Genomic DNA, 20,252 nt, shown 5'->3' on the forward strand with positions numbered 1-20,252 from the left:
GCCCCTCCCAAACGGACGTTTTTCTCGCCAGACTGAATGCTCGGGAGGGGCCACCGGTACAAACCGCAGGCGAGAAGGGCGCGCGGCCCGGGCGCCGCTCGCGGGAGGAAACAAGCCGTTCACGGATGGTCACGTCCCGGAAACACGGCGCGCGTAGAGTACCCCTCACTGAGCAAATGCGATGACAGGGCCAGTACGGGCCGCATCCGTCCCACAGCGAGCGGGCAGCGTGAGAACCCGCGCCGGACGGCCCCGAACACTCCCTCGAGCAGCTCGCGAGAACCTCCGCGCCGCCCGGCGGGCCACCCCCGCCACCGCGCCGAGAAGTACCGCGCGCCGGCGCCCACCGTGACGGGCTTCGAGGCCACGCCTCGCATTTCTCGCCAGACGCAGGACACGCGCAAGAGAAAGCGAGGGACACGTGGAACTGAGAAGCGACGCCATCAAGCGGGGCCTGGCACGCGCGCCGCACCGGAGCCTCCTCAAGGCCGACGGCCTCACGGACGAGGAGCTCGACCGGCCGCTCGTCGCCGTCATCTCCGCCCAGAACGAGGTCATCCCCGGGCACCTCCACCTCCAGCAGATCGCCGACGCCGTCAAGGCCGGCGTTCGCATGGCCGGCGGCACGCCGCTGCAGGTGAACACCATCGGCGTGTGCGACGGCATCGCGATGAACCACGAGGGCATGCACTACAGCCTCACCAGCCGCGAGGTCATCGCGGACAGCGTTGAGTGCGCGGTCCAGGGCCACCAGTTCGACGCGATGGTGCTGATCCCCAGCTGCGACAAGATCGTCCCCGGCATGCTCATCGCCGCCGCGCGCCTGGACATCCCCACAATGCTCGTCTCCGGCGGCCCCATGCTCGCCGGGCGCGGCCGCGACGGCGGCCAGACCGACCTCAACTCCCTCTTCGACGCCGTGGGCCAGGTCACGGCCGGCACCATGACCGAGGAGGAGTGCCACTGGCTCGAGGGTACGGCCTGCCCCACCTGCGGCTCCTGCTCCGGCATGTTCACCGCCAACTCCATCTGCTGCCTCGCCGAGGCCCTGGGCATCGCCCTTCCCGGCAACGGCACGGTGCCCGCCGTCTACTCCGAGCGCATCCGGCTCGCCAAGAAGACGGGCATGAAGGTCATGGAGCTGGTCGAGAAGAACGTCACCGCCCGCCAGATCCTCACCCCGGCCGCCATCCACAACGGCATGGTGCTCGACATGGCCTTCGGCGGCTCCACCAACACGATGCTCCACCTCACGGCCATCGCGCAGGCGGCCGGCTGCCCCGTCACGATGGAGGACTGGGACCGCGCCAGCGCGGAGACCCCCAACATCGTCCGCATCGCGCCGGCGGGCCCGCTCCACATCCAGGACCTGAACGACGTGGGCGGCGTCTCGGCCATCATCGGCGAGCTCGGCCGCACCGGGCACCTCGACCTCTCTGCCGTGACCTGCCACGGCACGATGGCCGAGTGGGTCGCCGCCTGCCCGCCCGTGGACGGCGAGGTCGTCCGCAGCGTGGACAACGCCTACTCCCCCGACGGCGGCCTCAAGGTCATGCGCGGCAACCTCGCGCCGGACTGCGGCGTGGTCAAGAAGAGCGCCGTCGCGCCCGAGATGTGGCGGCACAGCGGCCCCGCGCGCGTCTTCGACTCCGAAGAGGCGGCCTGCCAGGCCATCTTCGGCGGCGCCATCAACCCGGGCGACGTGGTGGTCATTCGCTACGAGGGCCCCTCGGGCGGCCCCGGCATGCGCGAGATGCTCACCCCCACCTCCGCCATCTGCGGCATGGGGCTCGCGAGCTCGGTGGCCCTCATCACCGACGGGCGCTTCTCCGGCGCCTCCAAGGGCCCGTGCATCGGCCACGTCTCCCCCGAGGCGGCGGCCGGCGGCCCGATCGCGCTCGTCCAGGAGGGCGACGTCATCGACATCGACATCCAGGCTGGCACGCTCACGCTGGACGTGCCCGACGAGGTTCTCGCCGAGCGCCGCGCCGCGTGGGAGCCGCCCGCGCCCAAGTACACCACGGGAGTCCTCTCCCGCTACGCAAGGCTGGTCACGAGCGCAGACAAGGGGGCCTACCTCTCATGATCACCGTTGAGGAGAAGATCGCCCGGCGGCGGCGCGCCATCGAGGGGCGCCCGTTCGGGCCGGGCAGCCACACCGAGCACGAGGGCAAGACCATGACCGGGGCGCAGGCCATCATCGCCAGCCTCGAGGCCGAGGGCGTGGACACTATCTTCGGCTACCCCGGCGGCCAGGCCATCAAGATCTACGACGCCCTCTACGACTCCAAGAAGATCCACCACGTGCTCGCCCGCCACGAGCAGGGCGCCACGCACATGGCCGACGGCTACGCGCGCGCCACGGGCAAGGTCGGCGTGGTGCTCGTCACCTCTGGCCCCGGCGCCACCAACACGGTCACGGGCATCGCCACCGCCTACATGGACTCCGTGCCCCTCGTCGTCATCACGGGCCAGGTCACGCGCGGCGTCATCGGCACCGACGCCTTCCAGGAGTCCGACATCGTGGGCATCACGATGCCCATCGTCAAGCACAGCTTCCTGCTGCAGTCCACCGACGAGCTCACCAGGACCTTCCGTGAGGCGTTCTACATCGCCTCGACGGGCCGTCCCGGCCCCGTGCTCATCGACATTCCGAGCGACCTCTCCGGCTCCGAGATGGTCTTCCACTATCCGGACACCGTGAGCATTCCGAGCTACCGCCCCACCTACAAGGGCAACGCGAAGCAGGTCAAGCAGGCCGCCGAGCTCATCTGCGAGGCGGAGCGCCCGCTCATCATGGCCGGTGGCGGCGTCGTGGCGTCGCACGCCTGCCCCGAGCTCGTGGAGCTCGCCGAGCGCATGCAGATCCCCGTGGTCACGACCCTCATGGGCAAGGCCGCCATCCCCTGCTCCAACCCGCTCAACCTCGGGCCCGTGGGCATGCACGGCTCCAAGTACGCCAACATGGCCGTCACCGAGTCCGACCTCATCATCGCCTGCGGCGCGCGCTTCTCGGACCGCGTGACCGGCAAGGTCGACGAGTTCGCCCCGCACGCCAAGATCATCCACATCGACATCGACCCGGCCGAGATCGGCAAGATCGTGAACCCCGACGTGCCGATCGTCGGCGACGTCAAGGTGGTCCTCGGCGCCGTCAACGAGCGCCTGGCCAAGATGGACGCCCGCTCGACGTGCGAGGCCTGGCGCGACGAGGTCTTCTCCTGGCGCGAGCGCTGGCCGTTCTACACCCCTGACTTCGCGGACTACGAGGGCAAGATCGCGCCCGAGGTCCTTCTCGAGACGCTCTCCGACAAGCTCGACCCGCACGCGTCCATCGTGACCACCGAGGTGGGCCAGCACCAGATGTGGGCCCTCCAGAACATCCACCGCGAGCACGCCCGCACGTTCATCTCCTCCGGCGGCCTCGGCACGATGGGCTTCGGCTTCCCCGCCGCCATCGGCGCCAAGATCGGCTGCCCGGACGAGCAGGTCGTCTGCATCGCCGGCGACGGCTCCTTCCAGATGAACAGCCAGGAGATGGCCACCGCCAAGATCAACGGCGTGAACGTCAAGGTCCTCATCATCGACAACCGCGCCCTCGGCATGGTCCACCAGTGGCAGCACCTCTTCTACCACGACCGCTACTCGTTCACCGAGCTCGCCGACAACCCCGACTTCGTGAAGCTCGCCGACGCCTACGGCTGGCGCGCGCGGCGCATCGAGAAGCCCGAGGAGGTCGACGCCGCCCTCGACGAGATGCTCGCCTCCGAGGAGCCCTACCTCCTCGACGTGCGCATCCCCGCCGAGCAGACCGTCTACCCGATGGTCGCCCCCGGCGCCCCGATCGACGACATCATCGGCGCCCTCGACGTCACGCTCGGCGGCGTCCGCGTCAGCGAGAAGGGCTTCGGCGAGGCCGGGCGCCCGCGCGTCAAGCCGTCCCACGAAGGAGTTGATGAGTGATGAACTACCTGCTCTCGGTTCTTGTCGAGAACAAGCCGGGCGTGCTCAGCCGCGTCACGGGCCTCATCAGCCGTCGCGGCTTCAACATCGAGTCGCTCACCGTGGCCCCCACCGAGGACGAGAGCCTCTCGCGCATGACGATCATCGTGGAGGCCGACGAGGTGGGCTTCGAGCAGATCACCAAGCAGCTGCACAAGCTCATCTCGGTCTACAAGATCTCCGACCTCACCTACGAGGAGGCCGTCGAGCGCGAGCTCGTCCTCTTCAAGGTGCAGGCCGCCCCGGAGCGTCGCCACGAGGTCATCGAGATCGCCAATGTCTTCCGCGCCAAGGTCGTCGACGTGGGAAAGAACACGCTCACGATCGAGGCCACCGGCACCGCGAGCAAGCTCGACGCGATGGAGGACCTCTTCCGCAGCTACGGCATCAAGCAGCTCACGCGCACCGGCAAGATCGCGATGTCGCGCGGCGCGCAGTAGGGCGCAAAAACGGCACCACCCGTCGATCTTCTCGGCGGACGAAATGGCATCAACGGCTCAAGCAAAGGAGAAGAACATGGCCGTCGACATCTACTACGAGAAGGACGTGGACCCGAGCGTCATCCAGGGCAAGAAGGTCGCCATCATCGGCTACGGCTCGCAGGGCCACGCCCACGCGCTGAACCTGCTGGACTCCGGCGTGGACGTCCGCGTGGGCCTGCGCGAGGGCTCCAAGTCCGCCCAGGCCGCCCAGGAGGCCGGCCTCAAGGTCATGAGCATGGACGACGCCGCCGAGGAGGCCGACGTCATCATGATGCTCGTCCCCGACGAGACCCAGCCCAAGGTCTATGAGGAGCACATCAAGGACCACCTCAAGCCCGGTGACACCCTCGCCTTTGCCCACGGCTTCAACATCCACTACGGCTACATCAAGGCCCCCGAGGACGTCAACGTCATCATGTGCGCGCCCAAGGGCCCGGGCCACATCGTGCGCCGCCAGTACACCGAGGGCTCCGGCGTGCCCGACCTCGCCTGCGTCTACCAGGACGCCACCGGCGACGCCTGGGACATCGTGTTCTCCTACTGCTGGGGCGTCGGCGGCGCCCGCTCCGGCATCATCAAGGCCACCTTCAAGGAGGAGACCGAGGAGGACCTCTTCGGCGAGCAGGCGGTGCTCTGCGGCGGCCTCGTCGAGCTGGTCAAGGCCGGCTTCGAGACCCTCACCGAGGCGGGCTACCCCGAGGAGCTGGCCTACTTCGAGGTCTACCACGAGATGAAGATGATCGTCGACCTCATGTACGAGAGCGGCATCCACTTCATGAACTACTCGATCTCCAACACCGCCGAGTACGGTGAGTACTACGCCGGCCCCAAGGTGATCAACGAGCAGTCCCGCGCCGCGATGAAGGAGATCCTGGCCCGCATCCAGGACGGCTCCTTCGCGCAGGAGTTCGTCGACGACTGCAACAACGGCCACAAGTGGCTGCTCGAGAAGCGCGAGGAGATCAACTCCCACCCCATCGAGAAGACCGGCGAGAAGATCCGCTCTATGTTCAGCTGGATCAAGAAGGACTAGCCGATAAGAACGTCCTCTCGGCACGCAGGGGCCCGGCGCCGCACGGCACCGGGCCCCTTTTCGGTCGATTCCCTGCCCGCACACATATGTGTCGGCATCTGCGGGCACCGGGCCCCACACTCCTTGACGAAAGGCGAGAACCGGCCGACACTCCCGCTCATAATCTGTCAGCTGAGCCGACACTCCCGGCCGACACTCTTGAAGGGCCGCCCGCAATCCTAGAGCTCCAGGTTGGTCCCCGCCTCGCGGTCGAAGAGGTGCACGACCGAGCCGCCGAAGGCGAACGACACCTTGTCGCCCACCTTGATGTCGGAGGGGTGCCGGCCGTCCTCCTCGACGTTCTGCAGGATGATGATGGAGTCCTTGCCGTCGACGTTGACGTGCAGGTGCACGGCGCTGCCCATCATCTCGGTGGCCTCCACGGTGCCGGTGAGCGCGCTTCTGTCGCCCGCATCAGCGAGCTCGATGTTCTCCGGGCGCACGCCGAGCGTGACGTCGCAGTCGCCCACGCCCTGCGCCGCGAGCCGCGCGCACTTCTCGGCGGAGACCGGCACGGAGATGCCGTCGAGCTCCACGCGATAGGCGTCTGCGTCGCGCACGAGGCGCGCGTCGTAGAAGTTCATCTGCGGCACGCCGATGAAGCCCGCCACAAAGACGTTGGCCGGCGAGTCGTAGACCTCCTGCGGCGTGCCGATCTGCTGCACCATGCCGTCCTTCATGACCACGATGCGGTCCCCGAGCGTCATGGCCTCGGTCTGGTCGTGGGTCACGTAGATGAACGTGGTGTTGATGCGCTGGCGCAGCTTGATGATCTCCGAGCGCATCTGGTTGCGCAGCTTGGCGTCCAGGTTGGAGAGCGGCTCGTCCATGAGCAGCACCTTGGGCTCGCGCACGATGGCGCGCCCGATGGCCACGCGCTGGCGCTGACCGCCGGAGAGGGCCTTGGGCTTGCGGTCGAGAAGGGCGGTGATGCCCAGAATCTGCGCCGCCTCCTCCACGCGCCGGTTCATCTCGTCCCTGGGCACCTTGCGGAGCTTGAGCGGGTACTCCATGTTGCCGCGCACCGTCTTGTGCGGGTAGAGCGCGTAGTTCTGGAAGACCATCGCGATGTCGCGGTCACGCGGCATGACGTCGTTCACCACGCGCCCGTCGATGCAGACCTCGCCGCGCGTGATCTCCTCGAGACCGGCCACCATGCGCAGCATCGTGGACTTGCCGCAGCCCGAGGGGCCCACGAGCACGATGAACTCGCCGTCGGCAATCTCCAGGTTGAAGTCCTCGACCGCGAGGACACCCTCGTCGGTGACCTTGAGGTTGGCGCCCTTCTTGGGCTTGTGCCGGTGGCCCGTCGCGGCGGGATAGACCTTCTCGACGTGCTTGATGGATACCTGAGCCATGTGTGACCCTCTCCTTCCCTATCGGTCGCCGGGCGCGGGGATGCGCTCGCAGAGCTCCATCTGCCGCCGCAGCCGCCGCGTGAGCTCGGGCGTCGCGTAGCCTGCGGGCGCCCGCCATTTCCAGTTGTCCCCCACCGTGGAGGGCGTGTTCATCCGCGCCTCGCCGCCCAGGGCGAGGACGTCCTGCATCTGCACGATCGCGGTGTCCGCGACCGACGTCCAGATGCCGCGCATCATGCCCCAGGCCTCGCCCTCGGCCTCGCTGAGGCCGAGGTAGCTGCGGGCGCGCGCCGCGTCGTCCGCGCAGGCGTGCCCAAGCCAGCCGAGCGCGGTGTCGTTGTCGTGCGTGCCCACGTAGGCCACGCAGTCGCGCGGGTAGGAGTGCGGCAGGTAGACGCTTCCGCTGCCGTCCACGCTGTCGAAGGCGAACTCCAGGACACGCATCCCCGGCAGGCCCGTCTCCTCGCGCAGGCGCGCCACGGAGTCCGTGAGGTAGCCGAGGTCCTCCGCGACGAGGCGCTCGGTGCCGCACGTCGCGCGCAGCCGCTCGAAGAGCTCCATGCCCGGCCCCTCGCGCCAGCGCCCGTCGCGCGCGTCCGGCGCGCCGAAGGGGATGGCGTAATAGGAGTCGAAGCCCCGGAAGTGGTCGATGCGCAGGATGTCGTAGAGCTTGAGCTGGTGCGCGACGCGCGCGACCCACCACGCGTAGCCGTCCTCGGCCATGCGCGCCCAGTCGTAGAGCGGGTTGCCCCAGAGCTGCCCGCCCGCCGCGAAGCCGTCCGGCGGGCAGCCGGCCACCTCCGTTGGGACGAGGCGCTCGTCGAGCTGGAACTGCTCGGGACGCGCCCACACGTCCGCGCCGTCGGGGGCCACGTAGATCGGGATGTCCCCCATGAGCAGGACGCCGGCGCGCCCGGCGTAGTCCCGGAGGCGCTCCCACTGCCGGAAGAAGAGGCACTGGACGCCCTTCCAGAACTCGATCTTCTCGCCGAGCTCGCGGCGTGCGGCGGCGAGCGCGTCCGGGTCGCGACGGCGCAGGCCGTCCGGCCACGTGTCCCAGCTCGCCCCGCCCTGGCCGTCCTTGATTGCCATGAAGAGGGCGTAGTCCTCGAGCCATGCCGCCTCGCGAGCGCAGAAGGCCGCGAGCTCGCCGGCGCGCGTCTCGCGCAGCCGCCGGACCGCCCGCTCCAGGACCGGGCAACGCTCGCGGAAGAGCGTCCCGTAGTCCACGCGGAGCGGGTCGTCGCCCCAGGGGCGCCCCTCGTACTCCGAGCGCTCGAGCAGGCCCTCGGCGGCGAGGTCGTCGAGGTCGATGAGGTAGGGGTTGCCCGCGTAGGCCGAGAAGGTCTGGTAGGGCGAGTCGCCGTAGCCGGTGGGACCGACGGGCAGGAGCTGCCACACGCTCTGCCCCGCCGCGGCGAGAAAGTCCACGAACTCGCGCGCGGCGGCGCCCAGCGTGCCGATCCCCCACGGGGAGGGCAGCGAGGTCACGCTCATCAGGATGCCGGCTCGTCTCATGACGCCACCTCCTGACGGGCGGGACGGGGCGCCGCAGGCGCCAGGGAGAGGACGCTCTCGCGGCGCAGCAGCCGGAAGGGCACGGCCTCGTGCACGCCGGCGGGCTCGCCCTCTCGAGCGGCCGCGAGCAGCGCGCCCACCCCCTTGCGGGCGAGAAGCCCGGTGTCCTGGCGGACCGTCGTGAGCCGCGGGACGCAGTACTGCGAGACGTCCACGCCGTCGAAGCCCACGAGCGAGATGTCGACCGGAACGCGGAACCCCCGGTCGGAGATCGCGCGCAGCGCGCCGAGGGCGATCACGTCGCCGAAGGCGAAGACCGCCGTCAGGTCGTCCGCGCGCTCCAGAAGGCGCATGGCCGCCTGATAGCCCTCCCCCATCGAGAAGCGGCAGGGCTCGTAGCAGCGCTCGGCGTCGAAGGTGGCGCCGTGGCGCTCGAAGGCGCGCTCGACGCCCGCGAGCCGGTGCGTGGAGACCTCGCTGAGCTCGCGGTTGCCGCCCAGGATGCCGATGCGGCGGTGCCCGCACTCCCAGAGGTAGTCGATGACGGCGCCCGCCGCCTCGACGTCGTTGGTCGAGAAGCTCGAGAGGCCCCGGAGCCCCCAGTCCTCCGCCGTGTTGGTGAGCAGCACGCAGGGGACGCCGATCTGGTCGAAGCCCGCGCGGAAGTTGTTCGGGTCGCCGCCCAGGAAGAGGAACCCCTTGGGATGGCGGATCCGGTCGAGATGCGCCGCGCGGGCGACCTCGTCGGCGTCCTCGTCCACGAAGTGGACCCGGACCTCCTCGTCGGCCGCCGCGAACAGGCCCTCGGCCTTCTCGATCAGGTCGTTGAAGAGCATGTTCTGCATGCCCTTGACCATGATGGCAAAGGAGGCGCGCCCGCGCATCTTGAGATGGCGCGCGTTGGTGTTGGGCTCGTAGCCCACCTCGCGCACCACCTCGAGCACGCGGTCGCGGGCGCGGTCGCTGACGCCGGGGTGGTCGTTGAGCACGCGGGAGACGGTGCCCACGCTGTAGCCGGCCAGCCGCGCGATGTCCCTGATGTCCACGACGCCCCCTCTCGTCCTAGCCCTTGACGGCGCCCGCCGCGACACCCTTGATGATGTACTTCTGGCACGACAGGTAGAACACGACCACCGGGATGACGGCCATGATCAGCGCCGCCATGATGGCGCCCATGTCCACGCGGCCGTAGGAGCCCTTCATGAACTGGATCACGATGGATATCGTCTTGTACTCGGTGGTGTCGAGCACGAGGTACGGCAGCAGGAAGTCGTTCCAGATCCACATGGTCTGCAGGATGCCGACAGATATGAACGTGGGCTTCATGATGGGGATGACCACGGTGAAGAACGTGCGAATCGGGCCCGCGCCGTCGATCAGCGCCGCCTCCTCGATCTCTATCGGGATGGTCTTCACGAAGCCGCAGAACATGAACACCGCGAGCCCCGCGCCAAAGCCCAGGTAGATGACGATGATGCCCCACGGGGTGGAGAGGCCCAGGCGGTCGGCGATCATGGAGAGCGTGAACATGACCATCTGGAACGGCACGACCATCGAGAAGACGCACAGGTAGTAGACGGCCTTGGTGAAGCGGTTCTGCACACGCGTGATGTACCAGGCGCACATCGAGCAGCAGATGAGGATCACCGCGACCGAGCCCACCGTGATGAACACGGTCCAGCCAACGGAGTCGAGAAATCCGTACTTGTCGATCGCCGTCAGGTAGTTCTCGGCCCCGATGAACGTCTCCTCGGTGGGAAGCGTGAAGGGCTCGAGGTTGATGAAGAGCTTGTTCTTGAACGAGTTGAACAGCACCACCACGACGGGCAGCAGCCACACGACGCACAGAAACGCCATGAGGCCCGAGCCGGCCCAGTTGAGGGCGCGGCGCTCCTTCCTGGTTGCCATCACTGCTGCACCTCCCTCGAGCGCGTCGCACGGAGCTGGATGAGGCCGATCGCCACGACGATGAGGCAGAAGATGACCGCCTTCGCCTGGCCGACGCCCTCCCAGCCGACGCGGCCGTAGAACGTGTTGTAGATGTTCAGGGCGAGCATCTCGGACATCTTGGACGGCTCGCCGGCCGTGAGCGACAGGTTCTGGTCAAAGAGCTTGAAGCCGTTGGTCAGCGAGAGGAACATGCAGATCGTGATCGACGACATCATCATCGGGATGGTGACGTCGACGAGCCGACGCCACGCACTCGCGCCGTCGATCTCGGCCGCCTCGAGCACGTCGCCGGGGATGGACTGCAGGCCCGCGATGTAGATGATCATCATGTAGCCAATCTGCTGCCACGCCACGAGGATGACCAGGCCCACGAAGCCGTACCACTCGTTGAGGTTCAGCGCCTGCGAGTACTGCGCGAGGATGCCGTTGAAGATGAGCTGCCAGATGTAGCCGAGCACGATGCCGCCGATGAGGTTGGGCATGAAGAAGACCGTGCGGAACAGGTTGGTGCCGCGCAGCTTCTTGGTGAGCGCGAGGGCGATCGCGAACGCCACCACGTTGATCACGATGACGGACACGACGGTGAAGAGCGCCGTGTACCAGAACGAGTGCTGGAAGACGGTGTCCTGCACCGCCAGGACGAAGTTCGAGAAGCCCACGAACTGCGCGTCGGTGACCGTGGTGAAGTCGCACAGCGACAGCCACAGGCCGAGCAAAAACGGCGCCACGAAGCCGATGAGAAACGCCAGCAGCGTGGGCAGCACGAAGATGGGCAGGTACTTCTTGATCGCCTTTTCCACGGGACCTCCTCTCCCTATGGAAGGGGCGGTGGGTGAAGGGAGCACCCACCGCCCGAAAAGGGGACGGGAACGCTGGGCGGACGGGCTTATGCCTTGGCCGCCGCAGCCTCGGTGGCCCAGCCGTCGACGAAGGCGGTCTTGACGGCGTCCCAGTTGGCGTCGGTCTGGTCGGCCGCGTAGGTGGTCAGCGCCGAGCCAACGCCGTTCTTCCACTCCTCGGAGGGCATGGTCGAGAAGCACCACTTCACCGGGGTCTTGTCGGCGTTGATCTCGTCGGCGAGGTTGTTGAGGACGTTGGTGGACTCGAGGTTGGCCTCGAACGGGATCACGAAGCCCATGCCGGCCTCGCCGGAGGGCATCGCGCCCTCGGAGCCGCACATGGCCTTGACGCCCGTGTCGGAGGTGACGCACCAGTTGATGAAGTCGAGCGTCGCCTTGATGTCGTCCTCGGAGGCGTTCTTGTTCACGCACCAGTAGTTCTCGGAGCCCGTGCAGATGCCCTGGTCCTCCTCGCCGTCCACGCCGATGTAGATCGGCAGCAGGCCGAGGTTCTCGTCACCGACGTCGGCGACGTTGGCGTACTCCCACGTGCCGTTCTGGTAGAACACGCACTGGCCGGTCACGAACTCGGCGGTGGCGTCGTCGGCGGTCTTGGTGGAGAGCTGCGTGGGGTCGCAGGTGGCGTTGTTGATGTAGAGGTCCCAGATCTGGCGGTACTCGGGCAGGTAGGTGCCCTTGATGGCGTCGGTGGTGTCGATGCCGTCGGCCTTGTACTCGTAGTAGATCGGGAGGTTGGCGAGGTGCGTCTTGAAGCGCCAGTCGGAGGAGCCGTCCATGCCGGCCGAGCCGAAGGCCGAGAAGCCCAGCTCGTCCTTGCGGGCGGTGATGTCCTCGGCGACCTTCTTCAGGCTATCGAAGTTGGTGATGTCCTCGGCGCTGTAGCCGGCCTGCTCGAGCAGGGACTTGTTGTAGATGATGCCGTAGGACTCGATGACGTAGGCGATGCCCTTGGTCTTGCCGTCGTCGCCCTTGAGGGCATAGTCGTCCTTGGTGAGCTGGCCCATGATGTCGGTGTCGTCGAGGTCGTAGCAGTAGTCCTTCCAGGACGCCAGGCCCACCGGGCCGTTCACCTGGAAGAGCGTCGGGGCCTCCGTCTTGGCCATCTCGGACTTGAGGGTGGTCTCGTACTGGCCGGATGCGGCCGTCATGACGGTCACGGGCACGCCGGTCTCCTCGGTGTAGACCTCGGCGAGCTCCTGCCACTGCGCGTCCTGCTCGGGCTTGAAGTTGAGGTAGTAGACCTTGCCGGCGGCCTGCTTGTCGCCGCCGTTGCTCTGGTCGCCGCCGCAGCCCGCGAGCGCGAGCGCGCCCGCGCCCGCCATGAGCCCGAGGCCCGCCTGCACGAACTGACGCCGCTTCATCAACATAACGTGCTCCCTCCTGCCGTCTCTGTCGAAACGCTCCCGGTTCTTCTCGTTTGATTTGGAAACGTTTCATTTCCGTTGGCTGTACTATGGCACGCCAAAGTACGACGTTCAACTGGTATTTCTTTCAGGAACCGGCTGGCGGCGATTTGCTACCACTCACGAAACAACGGCCTAAATTGGAAAGGGTTCCAAGCGGCGACCCGCCGACTGCCCAGAAATAACGTACAGAATTCGACAAGTACGTTATTTTTACCTGCGGATATAGATAGTGGTGCTTGATTCTGTACGTTATTTCGGGCCGGGCGCCCGCGCGGGAGACCGTCTCCGCGCACGCAAAAAGGGGCGGCGCCCCATTGCGCCGCCCCGCCTCGTCTGTACTTTGGAATCACCCGTGTCTCTGCGTATTGATGTCGGACAACTGGGTATTCAACCTGGACCCGCTTCGAGTGTTCCTGTCATCAGTCCGTTCCGAAATGCGTTTCGGAGAACGTTGGCGAGTGCGCTCGCCCCAGATGTTATAGGACCTCGGTCGCACGGTCGGCGGGCCCAAACTGCGCGTTCTCTTCGCTGTTCACTGGACTCGCCTCCTCCTGACGGTCGCTTGCTTGTAGCGACGGTTCCTGTGCTTACTCACCTTGTTCCCGCGCGCGCCGTCCTTACGCACTTGTGTCGGGGTCGTCCGCAGACGGTCGGTTTTTGCCGGCGGACGGCACATGCCCCACGTCACGGGCGAGAATATCGGCGAGCTGGCGGCTCGTGTGCACGCCCAGAAGCTCGTAGCCCTGCGCCCGGTAGGCGTTCACGGTCCCCGGCGCCACGTGCAGGGCCTCGCAGACCTCGGGCGTGCTGAGCCCGAGCGCGATCTTGAGCAGGACGTGCGCCTGTAGCTCGCCGGCGCCGCGCCCGCGCAGGTAGAGCACGCAGCGCTCCTCGTCGAGCCGCGTCGCCTCGCGCGACGTGGGCCACAGCAGGTGCGGCGCGAGCGCCGCGAGCGCGACCGCGTAGCCCACCGGCGCGAGCGCGTTCACGCTCATCGAGACCGAGTCAAGGCGCACCTCGAGCCCGTACCAGCCGCCGCCCACGAGCGCCCCTGCCACGACGAGCGCGAGCAGGACCGCGGCGAGTCCCACCGTGAGCCGGCGGGGACGCACCCGCAGCCCGTGCAGGCGGGCGTAGCCGAGAAGGACGAGCCAGGGCACGACGAGCGCCGCCAGGACGAGCAGGATGCCGGTCGCCTGCGCGAGCGCCTGGTCGCTCGTCATGAGGACGCGCGTGAGCAGGCGCAGGGTCAGTCCCGCGCAGAGCGCGAGCACCATGAGCGCGGGCGCGCCGGCGGAGGTGACGTCCAGCGAGGGCGGCACGGCGGCCGCCCCGACCTCATGCGGCACGAGCTCCTCGAGCGAGCCCACGCCGAGCTTCTCGCATGCGCGGGCCCGGTAGGTGGCGACCGTCGAGGGGCTTATCGCCAGCGCCTCGGCGACCTGCGCCTGCGTTGAGCCCGTGGCGAGCGCCTCGACGACCTCGCGCTCGCGCTCCGTGAGCGCCTCGGCGCCGGGACGTCCCGCGAGCGGGGACGCGGGGACGTCGGACGACGCCCTCGGGAGCGCCCACGCCGCGAGCCCGACGCCCCAGAGCAGCCACGCCGCGTAGCGCAGCGCCCACTCGGGCCAGCGCAGGGCCGCGCCGAGGCTCATGCTCCCCGAGCAGCTCGCGAACAGCACGGCCAGGTAGCTGAGAAGCGCCGCGACGCCCGCAGCGACGAGCGCCCGCCGGCGGCGCCCCAGACGCTCGCGCAGCGCCCATCCGAGCGCGGCGGCCACGAGCGCGAGCGGGATCGCCGACGTCCAGAGGTAGTACTCGAACGGGAGGTGCGCGCCCTCCCCCATCGTCCTCGCGACGCCCGGGGCGAGCAGCAGGACCGCTCCCCACAGCACCCACACCGCCACGCGCATCGCCCTCTTCACGCTCATGCCGCCTCCCATCCGCGTCTCGTCGGGAGCATCGTAGGCGCCGCAGGGCGCGCCTGTCACGTCACGGACGCTATGCACGTGCCCACGACACGGTCCTTCTCGGCAAAAAAACGCCCCGGACCGGAGTCCGGGGCGTCGACAATGCCGTGGTGCGCGGCGCTACTCGGCGTCGGCGAGGGCCTTCTTGGCGACCTCGGCGATGTCGGCGAAGGTGGCCTCGTCGGAGTAGGCGATCTCGGCGAGGACCTTGCGGTCGAGCTCGACGCCGGCGAGCTTGAGGCCGTGCATGAGCTTGCTGTAGGACAGGCCGTTCATGCGGGCGGCGGCGTTGATGCGCTGGATCCACAGGGCGCGGAAGTCGCGCTTCTTGTTGCGGCGGTCGCGGTAGGCGTACTGACCGGAGTGCTGCGCCTGCTCCTTCATGCCGCGGAACGTGCGGGAACGGACCCCGTAGTAGCCCTTGGTGCGCTCGACGAGCGTGTTGCGCTTCTTACGGCCGGCGACGGCGCGCTTGACTCGTGCCATATCTGATCAACTCCTTGCTGGGAAACTTCACTCGGGGGCGCGGGCTACTTGGAGCCCATGCGCTGGGAGACGGTCTTGACGTCGGCGTCGGAGAGGACGGTCTCCTGACGGAAGCCGCGGATGCGCTTGGGCGACTTCTTGGTGAGGATGTGGCTCTTGAACGCCTTGGCGCGCATGATCTTGCCAGAGCCGGTGCGGCGGAAGCGCTTCGCCGTACCCTTGTGGGTCTTCATCTTGGGCATGCTAGTTCTCCTTCTCCGTGACTTGCTCGTCGCCCTTCTCGTCCAGCTTCTCGAAGGCTCCCTTGATCGGGGCGATGGTCATGTGCATGTTGCGACCCTCCATGAGCGGCTTCTGCTCGATGGTGGCGACGTCCTTGAGGTCCTCCGCCAGACGGTCGAGCACGAGACGTCCCTGCTCGGGGTGGGCCATCTCACGACCGCGGAACATGATCGTGATCTTGACGCGCGCGCCCTTGCGCAGGAAACGCAGGACATGGCCCTTCTTGGTCTCGTAGTCGCCCACGTCGATCTTGGGGCGGAACTTCATCTCCTTGACCTCGACCTTGGACTGGTTCTTGCGCGCCGCCTTGGCCTTGCGGTCCTGCTCGTACTTGTACTTCTTGTAGTCGAGCATCTTGCAGACGGGAGGCTCGGCGTTGGGCGCGATCTCCACGAGGTCGAGACCCTGGTCGCCCGCGATGCGCAGGGCGTCGCGCACGCCGAACAGGCCCAGCTGGGAGCCGTCGACGCCGATCAGGCGACACGTGCGGGATGTGATCTCCTCATTGATGCGAGGACCGTCGTTTCTGGCTATCGTTCACACCTTCCTCTCGTCGCGGCTCGCGCCGCACAAAAAAGCCCCTGGCGCCATGCAGCATCCAGGAGACATCGCGGGCCCGTGCGCGGGCTGAGGTTACGTTGTCTGACCAGACAGCTGCCGGAAGGCGCCGTGTAGGTGGGGGCTCTCGCCCCGCTTCGCAAAACGCACACTGGAGAAAGATAGCACGCGCGCCGGGCCCGGGCAAGAGGTTTTTCTCGCCCGGGGCCGGCGCGCGCGTGATTCAGAAACTCTTCACAGGCCGAGGGCGACCGGCGCCCCGCATGCCCCTAGAGGTTGAGGGAGGCGGACTGCACGTAGGTGCGGGCCTGGTACTCGCGGTCCAGGTCGTAGAGGCCCTTGGGATCGCAGCCAAAGAGCTTCATGTTGGTGATCATGTCGCGCGCGTTGGTCTCCTCCTCGCCCTGCTCGGAGACGAACCAGTCCAGGAACTTCATCGTGCGGACGTCGTGGGCGGCGTGGGCCACCTCGTAGCAGTGGTGGATGAGGCCCGTGACGTACTCCTCGTGCTCCAGGCCCGCCTCCAACGGCTGGAGGTCGTTCTCGAAGGTCTTGTCCGGCTTGGCGATGGCCTCCATCGTGGGCTTGAAGTCGTTGTCCAGGAGGTAGCGGCGGATGGCCAGGGCGTGGTCCATCTCCTCCTTGGCCTGGATCTCGTACCAGTTGGCAAAGCCCTTGAGGCCGCGGTCGTCGTAGTAGTCCGCGAAGGTGAGATAGAGGTAGCTGGAGTAGAGCTCCTTGTTGATCTGCTCGTTCAGGACCGAGGTGACCTCGCTCGTCAGCGCCATGGGGGTTCCCTTCTCGTCGGAGGTTGTTCGAACACGCCCACTATATACCCCGCAGGCGACAAAAACCTGCGGTCTGGTATAGTTCCTCTTGCGTTTGGTGCGCGCCCTTGCCCGAGTGGCGGAATTGGCAGACGCGACGGTCTCAAAAACCGTTGGGGAAACTCGTGCGGGTTCGAGCCCCGCCTCGGGCACCATCTCTTTTTTCTCGCCTCCCCCTGGCCCTAGCCCCGGCCCTGACCCCGGCTTGTCTGGGCAAACAGTTCAAACCAACTCGCCCCGTCCTCCCTATCTGGGTCGCCCTGAGCTGGGAAAACGCTCCCGAGAGGCGTTATCTGGGTCGCCCTGAGCTGGGAAAACGCTCCCGAGAGGCGTTATCTGGGTCGATATGGTTGAGAATCTTTGCCCAGACAAACCCGGATCAGGTGAGGAGCGGGCGAGAAGAACCGGCGAGAAGGACCGACGGGCCAAGAAGGGGCCGGCGAGAAGGACGGCTAGCGCAGGAAGGGGTTCGTGGCGAGCTCGCGGGCCATCGTCGTGGCCGGGCCGTGGCCGCAGAAAAGCGTGGTCTCGGGCGCGATCTGGGCCGCCATGCGCGCGAGGGACGCCATGATCGTGGCCTCGTCGCCGCCCTTGAGGTCCGTGCGGCCGTGGCTGCCCGGGAAGAGCGTGTCCCCGACGAAGGCCACGCCCTCGGCGGACCCGCCGCCCACGAGCACGACGCCGCCCGGGGTGTGGCCCGGCGTCTCCATCACGGTGAAGGTGGCCGTGCCCACGGCGATGACGTCGCCCTCGGCGAGCGTGCGGTCGGGAGCGGGGGCGTTCTCGTCGTAGCTGCGGCCGACCTCGCTCATCTCGCCCGCGTGGCGCGCGAGCTCGGCGTCGGCGGCGTTGATCGCGAAGGGGGCGCCGGTCGCGCGCACGAGGGCCGCGACGCCGCCCACGTGGTCGCCGTGGCCGTGGGTGGCCGCCACGCAGGTGACGCGCACGTCGTCGAGGACGGTGGCCAGCTGGTCGCCGGAGCCGCCGGGGTCGACGACCAGGCACTCCCCCGCGCTCACGTAGGCGTAGCAGTTGGTCGCAAGCGGCGTCACCACGTAGCGCCGCAGCTCGTCGTTCTTCTCGCCCATCACTTCACCCTCTGCTTCATCTGGTTGGCGCCCTCGCCGGGCATGATGCGGCGGGCGTCGAAGACCGAGGGCACGCGGCTCACGGCGGCGAGCAGCACGTCGAGCAGGCTCGCGTCCGAGATCGCCACGAGGAAGCGCAGGCGCGCCACGCCCTGCGAGCTGGTCTGCGTGGCCGCCGAGAGGATGTTGGCACCCGCGTCGCCGATCGCGACGGTGATGTCCTTGAGCAGGCCCATCCGGTCGGTGGCCTCCACGACGATCTCCACGCGGAACTCCGTGGCTCCTGAGGTGTCCCAGGCGACCTCGATCATGCGGTCGGGGTTGCGCATGAGGTCGGCCACGTTGGGGCAGTTGGCGCGGTGCACCGAGACGCCGCGCCCGCGCGTGACGAAGCCCACGATCTCGTCGCCGGCCACGGGGTTGCAGCAGTGCGCCAGGTGGACGAGCAGGTCCGGGTCGCCCTTGACCACGACGCCGCAGTTGCTCCGCTTGCGCTTGCCCTTGGCGGTCTGGGTGATGGCGTAGGACTGCATGACGGGCGCGCCGGAGGTCATCGCGCGCTCGTGCTCGGCCTGCTTCTGCGCCTGCGCCGCCTGGGCGGCGAGCTGCTCGGGCGAGCCCTCCTCGAGGATCTCCTCGATGCGGTTGGCCGCCTGCTTGACGGAAACCTTGCCGGTGTGGACGCTCGCGAAGAGGTCGTCGGCGCTGCGCAGCTCGAAGGACTCGCAGACCCGCTCGATGGCCTTGACCGTGCGGCGCGTGGAGATGCCGTAGCCGCGCTTGCGCAGCTCGTGGGCGAGCTCGGTGCGCCCCTGCTCGGCGTCGTCGTTCTTGGTCTGGGTCGAGAAGTACTTGCGGATCTTGGCGCGGCTCGACGGCATGGCCACGAGCTGCATCCAGTCACGGCTGGGCTTGGCGTTCTTGTTGGTGAGGATCTCCACGCGGTCGCCCATGTTGAGCTTGTAGGACAGCGGCACCACCGAGCCGTTGACCTTGGCGCCTACGCAGTGGTTGCCCACCTCGGTGTGGACGGCGTAGGCAAAGTCGAGCGGCGTGGCGTCGCGCCGGAGGCTCATGACCTCGCCCTTGGGCGTAAAGACGAAGATCTCGTGCTCGAAGAGGTCCACGCGCAGGTTGTCCAGGAACTCGTGCGGGTCATCGATGTCGTCCTCGGCGGCCCAGTCGAGGGTCTTACGGATCCAGCTGATCGTGGAGTCGATCGCGCGGTCCTCGGCGCTCATGCGGCCGCGCGAGTTGCCCTCCTTCTTGTAGAGCCAGTGCGCGGCGATGCCGTACTCGGAGGCCTCGTGCATCTCGACCGTGCGAATCTGGATCTCTATGGGCTTGCCGTCCGGGCCCACCACGGTGGTGTGCAGGCTCTGGTAGAGGTTGGCCTTGGGCGTGGCGATGTAGTCCTTGAAGCGTCCCGGCAGCGGGTTCCACAACGAGTGGACCGCGCCGAGCGCGGAGTAGCAGTCCCCCACCGACTGCGTGATCACGCGCAGGGCGATGAGGTCGTAGATGTCGGAGAACTCGCGCCCCTTGCGCGTCATCTTCTGGTAGATGCTCCAGAGGTGCTTGGGGCGCCCGGTGATCTGGTAGCCGGTGAGGCCGGCGGACTTGAGCTCGTCGTCGAGCGTCTTGATGGCGGCCTCGGTGTCCTCCTCGCGCTGGGCGCGCGAGTCCTGCACCATGCGCGCCACGCGCTGGTACTCCTCGGGCTCGAGCCAGAAGAACGCCAGGTCCTCGAGCTCCCACTTGACCGACGAGATGCCCAGGCGGTCGGCGAGCGGCGCGTAGACGTCCATCGTCTCGCGCGCCTTGAAGAGCCGGCGGTCGGGCGGCAGTGCGGCGAGCGTGCGCATGTTGTGCAGGCGGTCCGCGAGCTTGATGATGACGACGCGGATGTCGCGGCTCATCGCGAGGAACATCTTGCGGAGGTTCCAGGCCTGCTTGGCGTCCATCGAGCTCACCTGGATCGAGGTGAGCTTGGTCACGCCGTCCACGAGCTCGGCGACCGTGGGGCCAAAGAGCTCGCCGACCTGGTCCTTGGTCGCGGGGGTGTCCTCCACCGTGTCGTGGAGCAGCGCGGCGCAGATCGTGTCCTCGTCCATGCGCAGGTCGTGCGCCAGGATGAGCGCCACCTCCACGGGGTGGTTGATGTAGGGCTCGCCCGAGCGCCGGCGCTGGTCGCGGTGGTACTCCGCCGCAAAGCGGTACGCGCGGTCGACCTTCTCGCAGCCCTCCTCGTCGAGGTAGCCGGCGCAGGCGGACTGGAGGAGGCGGAAGTTCGCGGCGTCGGGCGCCGCCTTCTTGGCGGGCGGCCGCTCGGACAGGGGCTGCGGCGCCGAGGGCCTCGCCATCGCGTCCTGCATCGAGGCGGGCTGCGGCGC

17 protein-coding genes and 1 tRNA gene are annotated in these 20,252 nt (G+C 67.8%); 5 read left to right on the forward strand and 13 right to left on the reverse strand.

The annotated features are described in order from the left end of the window. Positions 1–421 precede the first annotated feature (421 nt). The 4 genes from ilvD to ilvC all read left to right on the forward strand — a co-directional run bounded on the left by ilvD (position 422) and on the right by ilvC (position 5,517). The gene (gene ilvD, locus H6A07_RS00910) at positions 422–2,086 is read left to right on the forward strand and encodes a dihydroxy-acid dehydratase (protein ID WP_342636521.1); all 1,665 of its coding nucleotides are present in this window, start codon (positions 422–424) and stop codon (positions 2,084–2,086) included. Further along, entirely contained in the window at positions 2,083–3,963 is a 1,881-nt protein-coding gene (gene ilvB / locus H6A07_RS00915) for a biosynthetic-type acetolactate synthase large subunit (protein WP_342636522.1), read from the forward strand. Before ilvD ends, ilvB begins: the two co-directional genes overlap by 4 nt. Then, positions 3,963–4,442 (forward strand): acetolactate synthase small subunit, encoded by a 480-nt coding sequence (gene ilvN / locus H6A07_RS00920; protein WP_204812438.1) that lies wholly within the window; start codon positions 3,963–3,965, stop codon positions 4,440–4,442. The genes ilvB and ilvN overlap by 1 nt, the downstream gene beginning before the upstream one ends. A 76-nt stretch (positions 4,443–4,518) precedes the next feature. Further along, positions 4,519–5,517: a ketol-acid reductoisomerase gene (ilvC, locus tag H6A07_RS00925; RefSeq protein WP_204812440.1), complete on the forward strand. Its 999-nt coding sequence runs from the start codon at positions 4,519–4,521 to the stop codon at positions 5,515–5,517. Between the two features lie 218 nt (positions 5,518–5,735). Here ilvC and H6A07_RS00930 read toward each other — a convergent pair whose 3' ends face one another. From H6A07_RS00930 to H6A07_RS00980, 11 genes are all read right to left on the reverse strand, one after another. Next, positions 5,736–6,914 (reverse strand): ABC transporter ATP-binding protein, encoded by a 1,179-nt coding sequence (locus H6A07_RS00930; protein ID WP_204812442.1) that lies wholly within the window; start codon positions 6,912–6,914, stop codon positions 5,736–5,738. Between the two features lie 18 nt (positions 6,915–6,932). Then, positions 6,933–8,432 (reverse strand): 4-alpha-glucanotransferase, encoded by a 1,500-nt coding sequence (gene malQ, locus H6A07_RS00935; protein WP_204812444.1) that lies wholly within the window; start codon positions 8,430–8,432, stop codon positions 6,933–6,935. Further along, a complete protein-coding gene (locus H6A07_RS00940; protein ID WP_204812447.1) occupies positions 8,429–9,478 on the reverse strand; it encodes a substrate-binding domain-containing protein in 1,050 nt (349 codons plus the stop codon). Before H6A07_RS00940 ends, malQ begins: the two co-directional genes overlap by 4 nt. A 16-nt stretch (positions 9,479–9,494) precedes the next feature. Further along, on the reverse strand, positions 9,495–10,340 hold the full coding sequence (locus H6A07_RS00945) for a carbohydrate ABC transporter permease (protein WP_204812449.1): 846 nt from the start codon (positions 10,338–10,340) through the stop codon (positions 9,495–9,497). Then, positions 10,340–11,182, reverse strand: coding sequence for an ABC transporter permease subunit (locus tag H6A07_RS00950; RefSeq protein WP_204812451.1), 843 nt, complete (start codon positions 11,180–11,182; stop codon positions 10,340–10,342). The genes H6A07_RS00945 and H6A07_RS00950 overlap by 1 nt, the downstream gene beginning before the upstream one ends. 86 nt (positions 11,183–11,268) lie before the next feature. Further along, complete coding sequence (locus tag H6A07_RS00955; RefSeq protein ID WP_342636532.1) at positions 11,269–12,606, reverse strand: ABC transporter substrate-binding protein; 1,338 nt, start codon at positions 12,604–12,606, stop codon at positions 11,269–11,271. Between the two features lie 659 nt (positions 12,607–13,265). Then, positions 13,266–14,579 carry a LuxR C-terminal-related transcriptional regulator gene (locus H6A07_RS00960; protein WP_204812455.1) on the reverse strand — a complete coding sequence of 438 codons (1,314 nt, stop codon included), beginning with the start codon at positions 14,577–14,579 and terminating at the stop codon, positions 13,266–13,268. A 159-nt stretch (positions 14,580–14,738) separates the two neighbouring features. Continuing rightward, on the reverse strand, positions 14,739–15,104 hold the full coding sequence (gene rplT / locus H6A07_RS00965) for a 50S ribosomal protein L20 (RefSeq protein WP_204812457.1): 366 nt from the start codon (positions 15,102–15,104) through the stop codon (positions 14,739–14,741). A gap of 44 nt (positions 15,105–15,148) precedes the next feature. Further along, positions 15,149–15,346: a 50S ribosomal protein L35 gene (rpmI, locus tag H6A07_RS00970; RefSeq protein WP_204812459.1), complete on the reverse strand. Its 198-nt coding sequence runs from the start codon at positions 15,344–15,346 to the stop codon at positions 15,149–15,151. A gap of 1 nt (position 15,347) precedes the next feature. Next, the gene (gene infC / locus H6A07_RS00975; protein ID WP_204812772.1) at positions 15,348–15,920 is read right to left on the reverse strand and encodes a translation initiation factor IF-3; all 573 of its coding nucleotides are present in this window, start codon (positions 15,918–15,920) and stop codon (positions 15,348–15,350) included. A 293-nt stretch (positions 15,921–16,213) separates the two neighbouring features. Then, positions 16,214–16,732 carry a ferritin gene (locus tag H6A07_RS00980; protein WP_204812461.1) on the reverse strand — a complete coding sequence of 173 codons (519 nt, stop codon included), beginning with the start codon at positions 16,730–16,732 and terminating at the stop codon, positions 16,214–16,216. 109 nt (positions 16,733–16,841) lie between these two features. Between H6A07_RS00980 and H6A07_RS00985 the strand changes: the two genes are divergently transcribed. Continuing rightward, positions 16,842–16,926, forward strand: a tRNA-Leu gene (locus H6A07_RS00985). Between the two features lie 297 nt (positions 16,927–17,223). Here H6A07_RS00985 and H6A07_RS00990 read toward each other — a convergent pair. Both H6A07_RS00990 and H6A07_RS00995 read right to left on the reverse strand, forming a co-directional pair. Next, the gene (locus tag H6A07_RS00990) at positions 17,224–17,859 is read right to left on the reverse strand and encodes an MBL fold metallo-hydrolase (RefSeq protein ID WP_204812463.1); all 636 of its coding nucleotides are present in this window, start codon (positions 17,857–17,859) and stop codon (positions 17,224–17,226) included. Further along, positions 17,859–20,222 carry a RelA/SpoT family protein gene (locus H6A07_RS00995; protein ID WP_204812775.1) on the reverse strand — a complete coding sequence of 788 codons (2,364 nt, stop codon included), beginning with the start codon at positions 20,220–20,222 and terminating at the stop codon, positions 17,859–17,861. Before H6A07_RS00995 ends, H6A07_RS00990 begins: the two co-directional genes overlap by 1 nt. Between the last annotated feature and the right edge of the window lie 30 nt (positions 20,223–20,252).

This window comes from Olsenella uli (genome assembly GCF_016899935.1).
In the GTDB taxonomy this organism is placed as follows: Bacteria; Actinomycetota; Coriobacteriia; order Coriobacteriales; family Atopobiaceae; genus Thermophilibacter; species Thermophilibacter uli_B.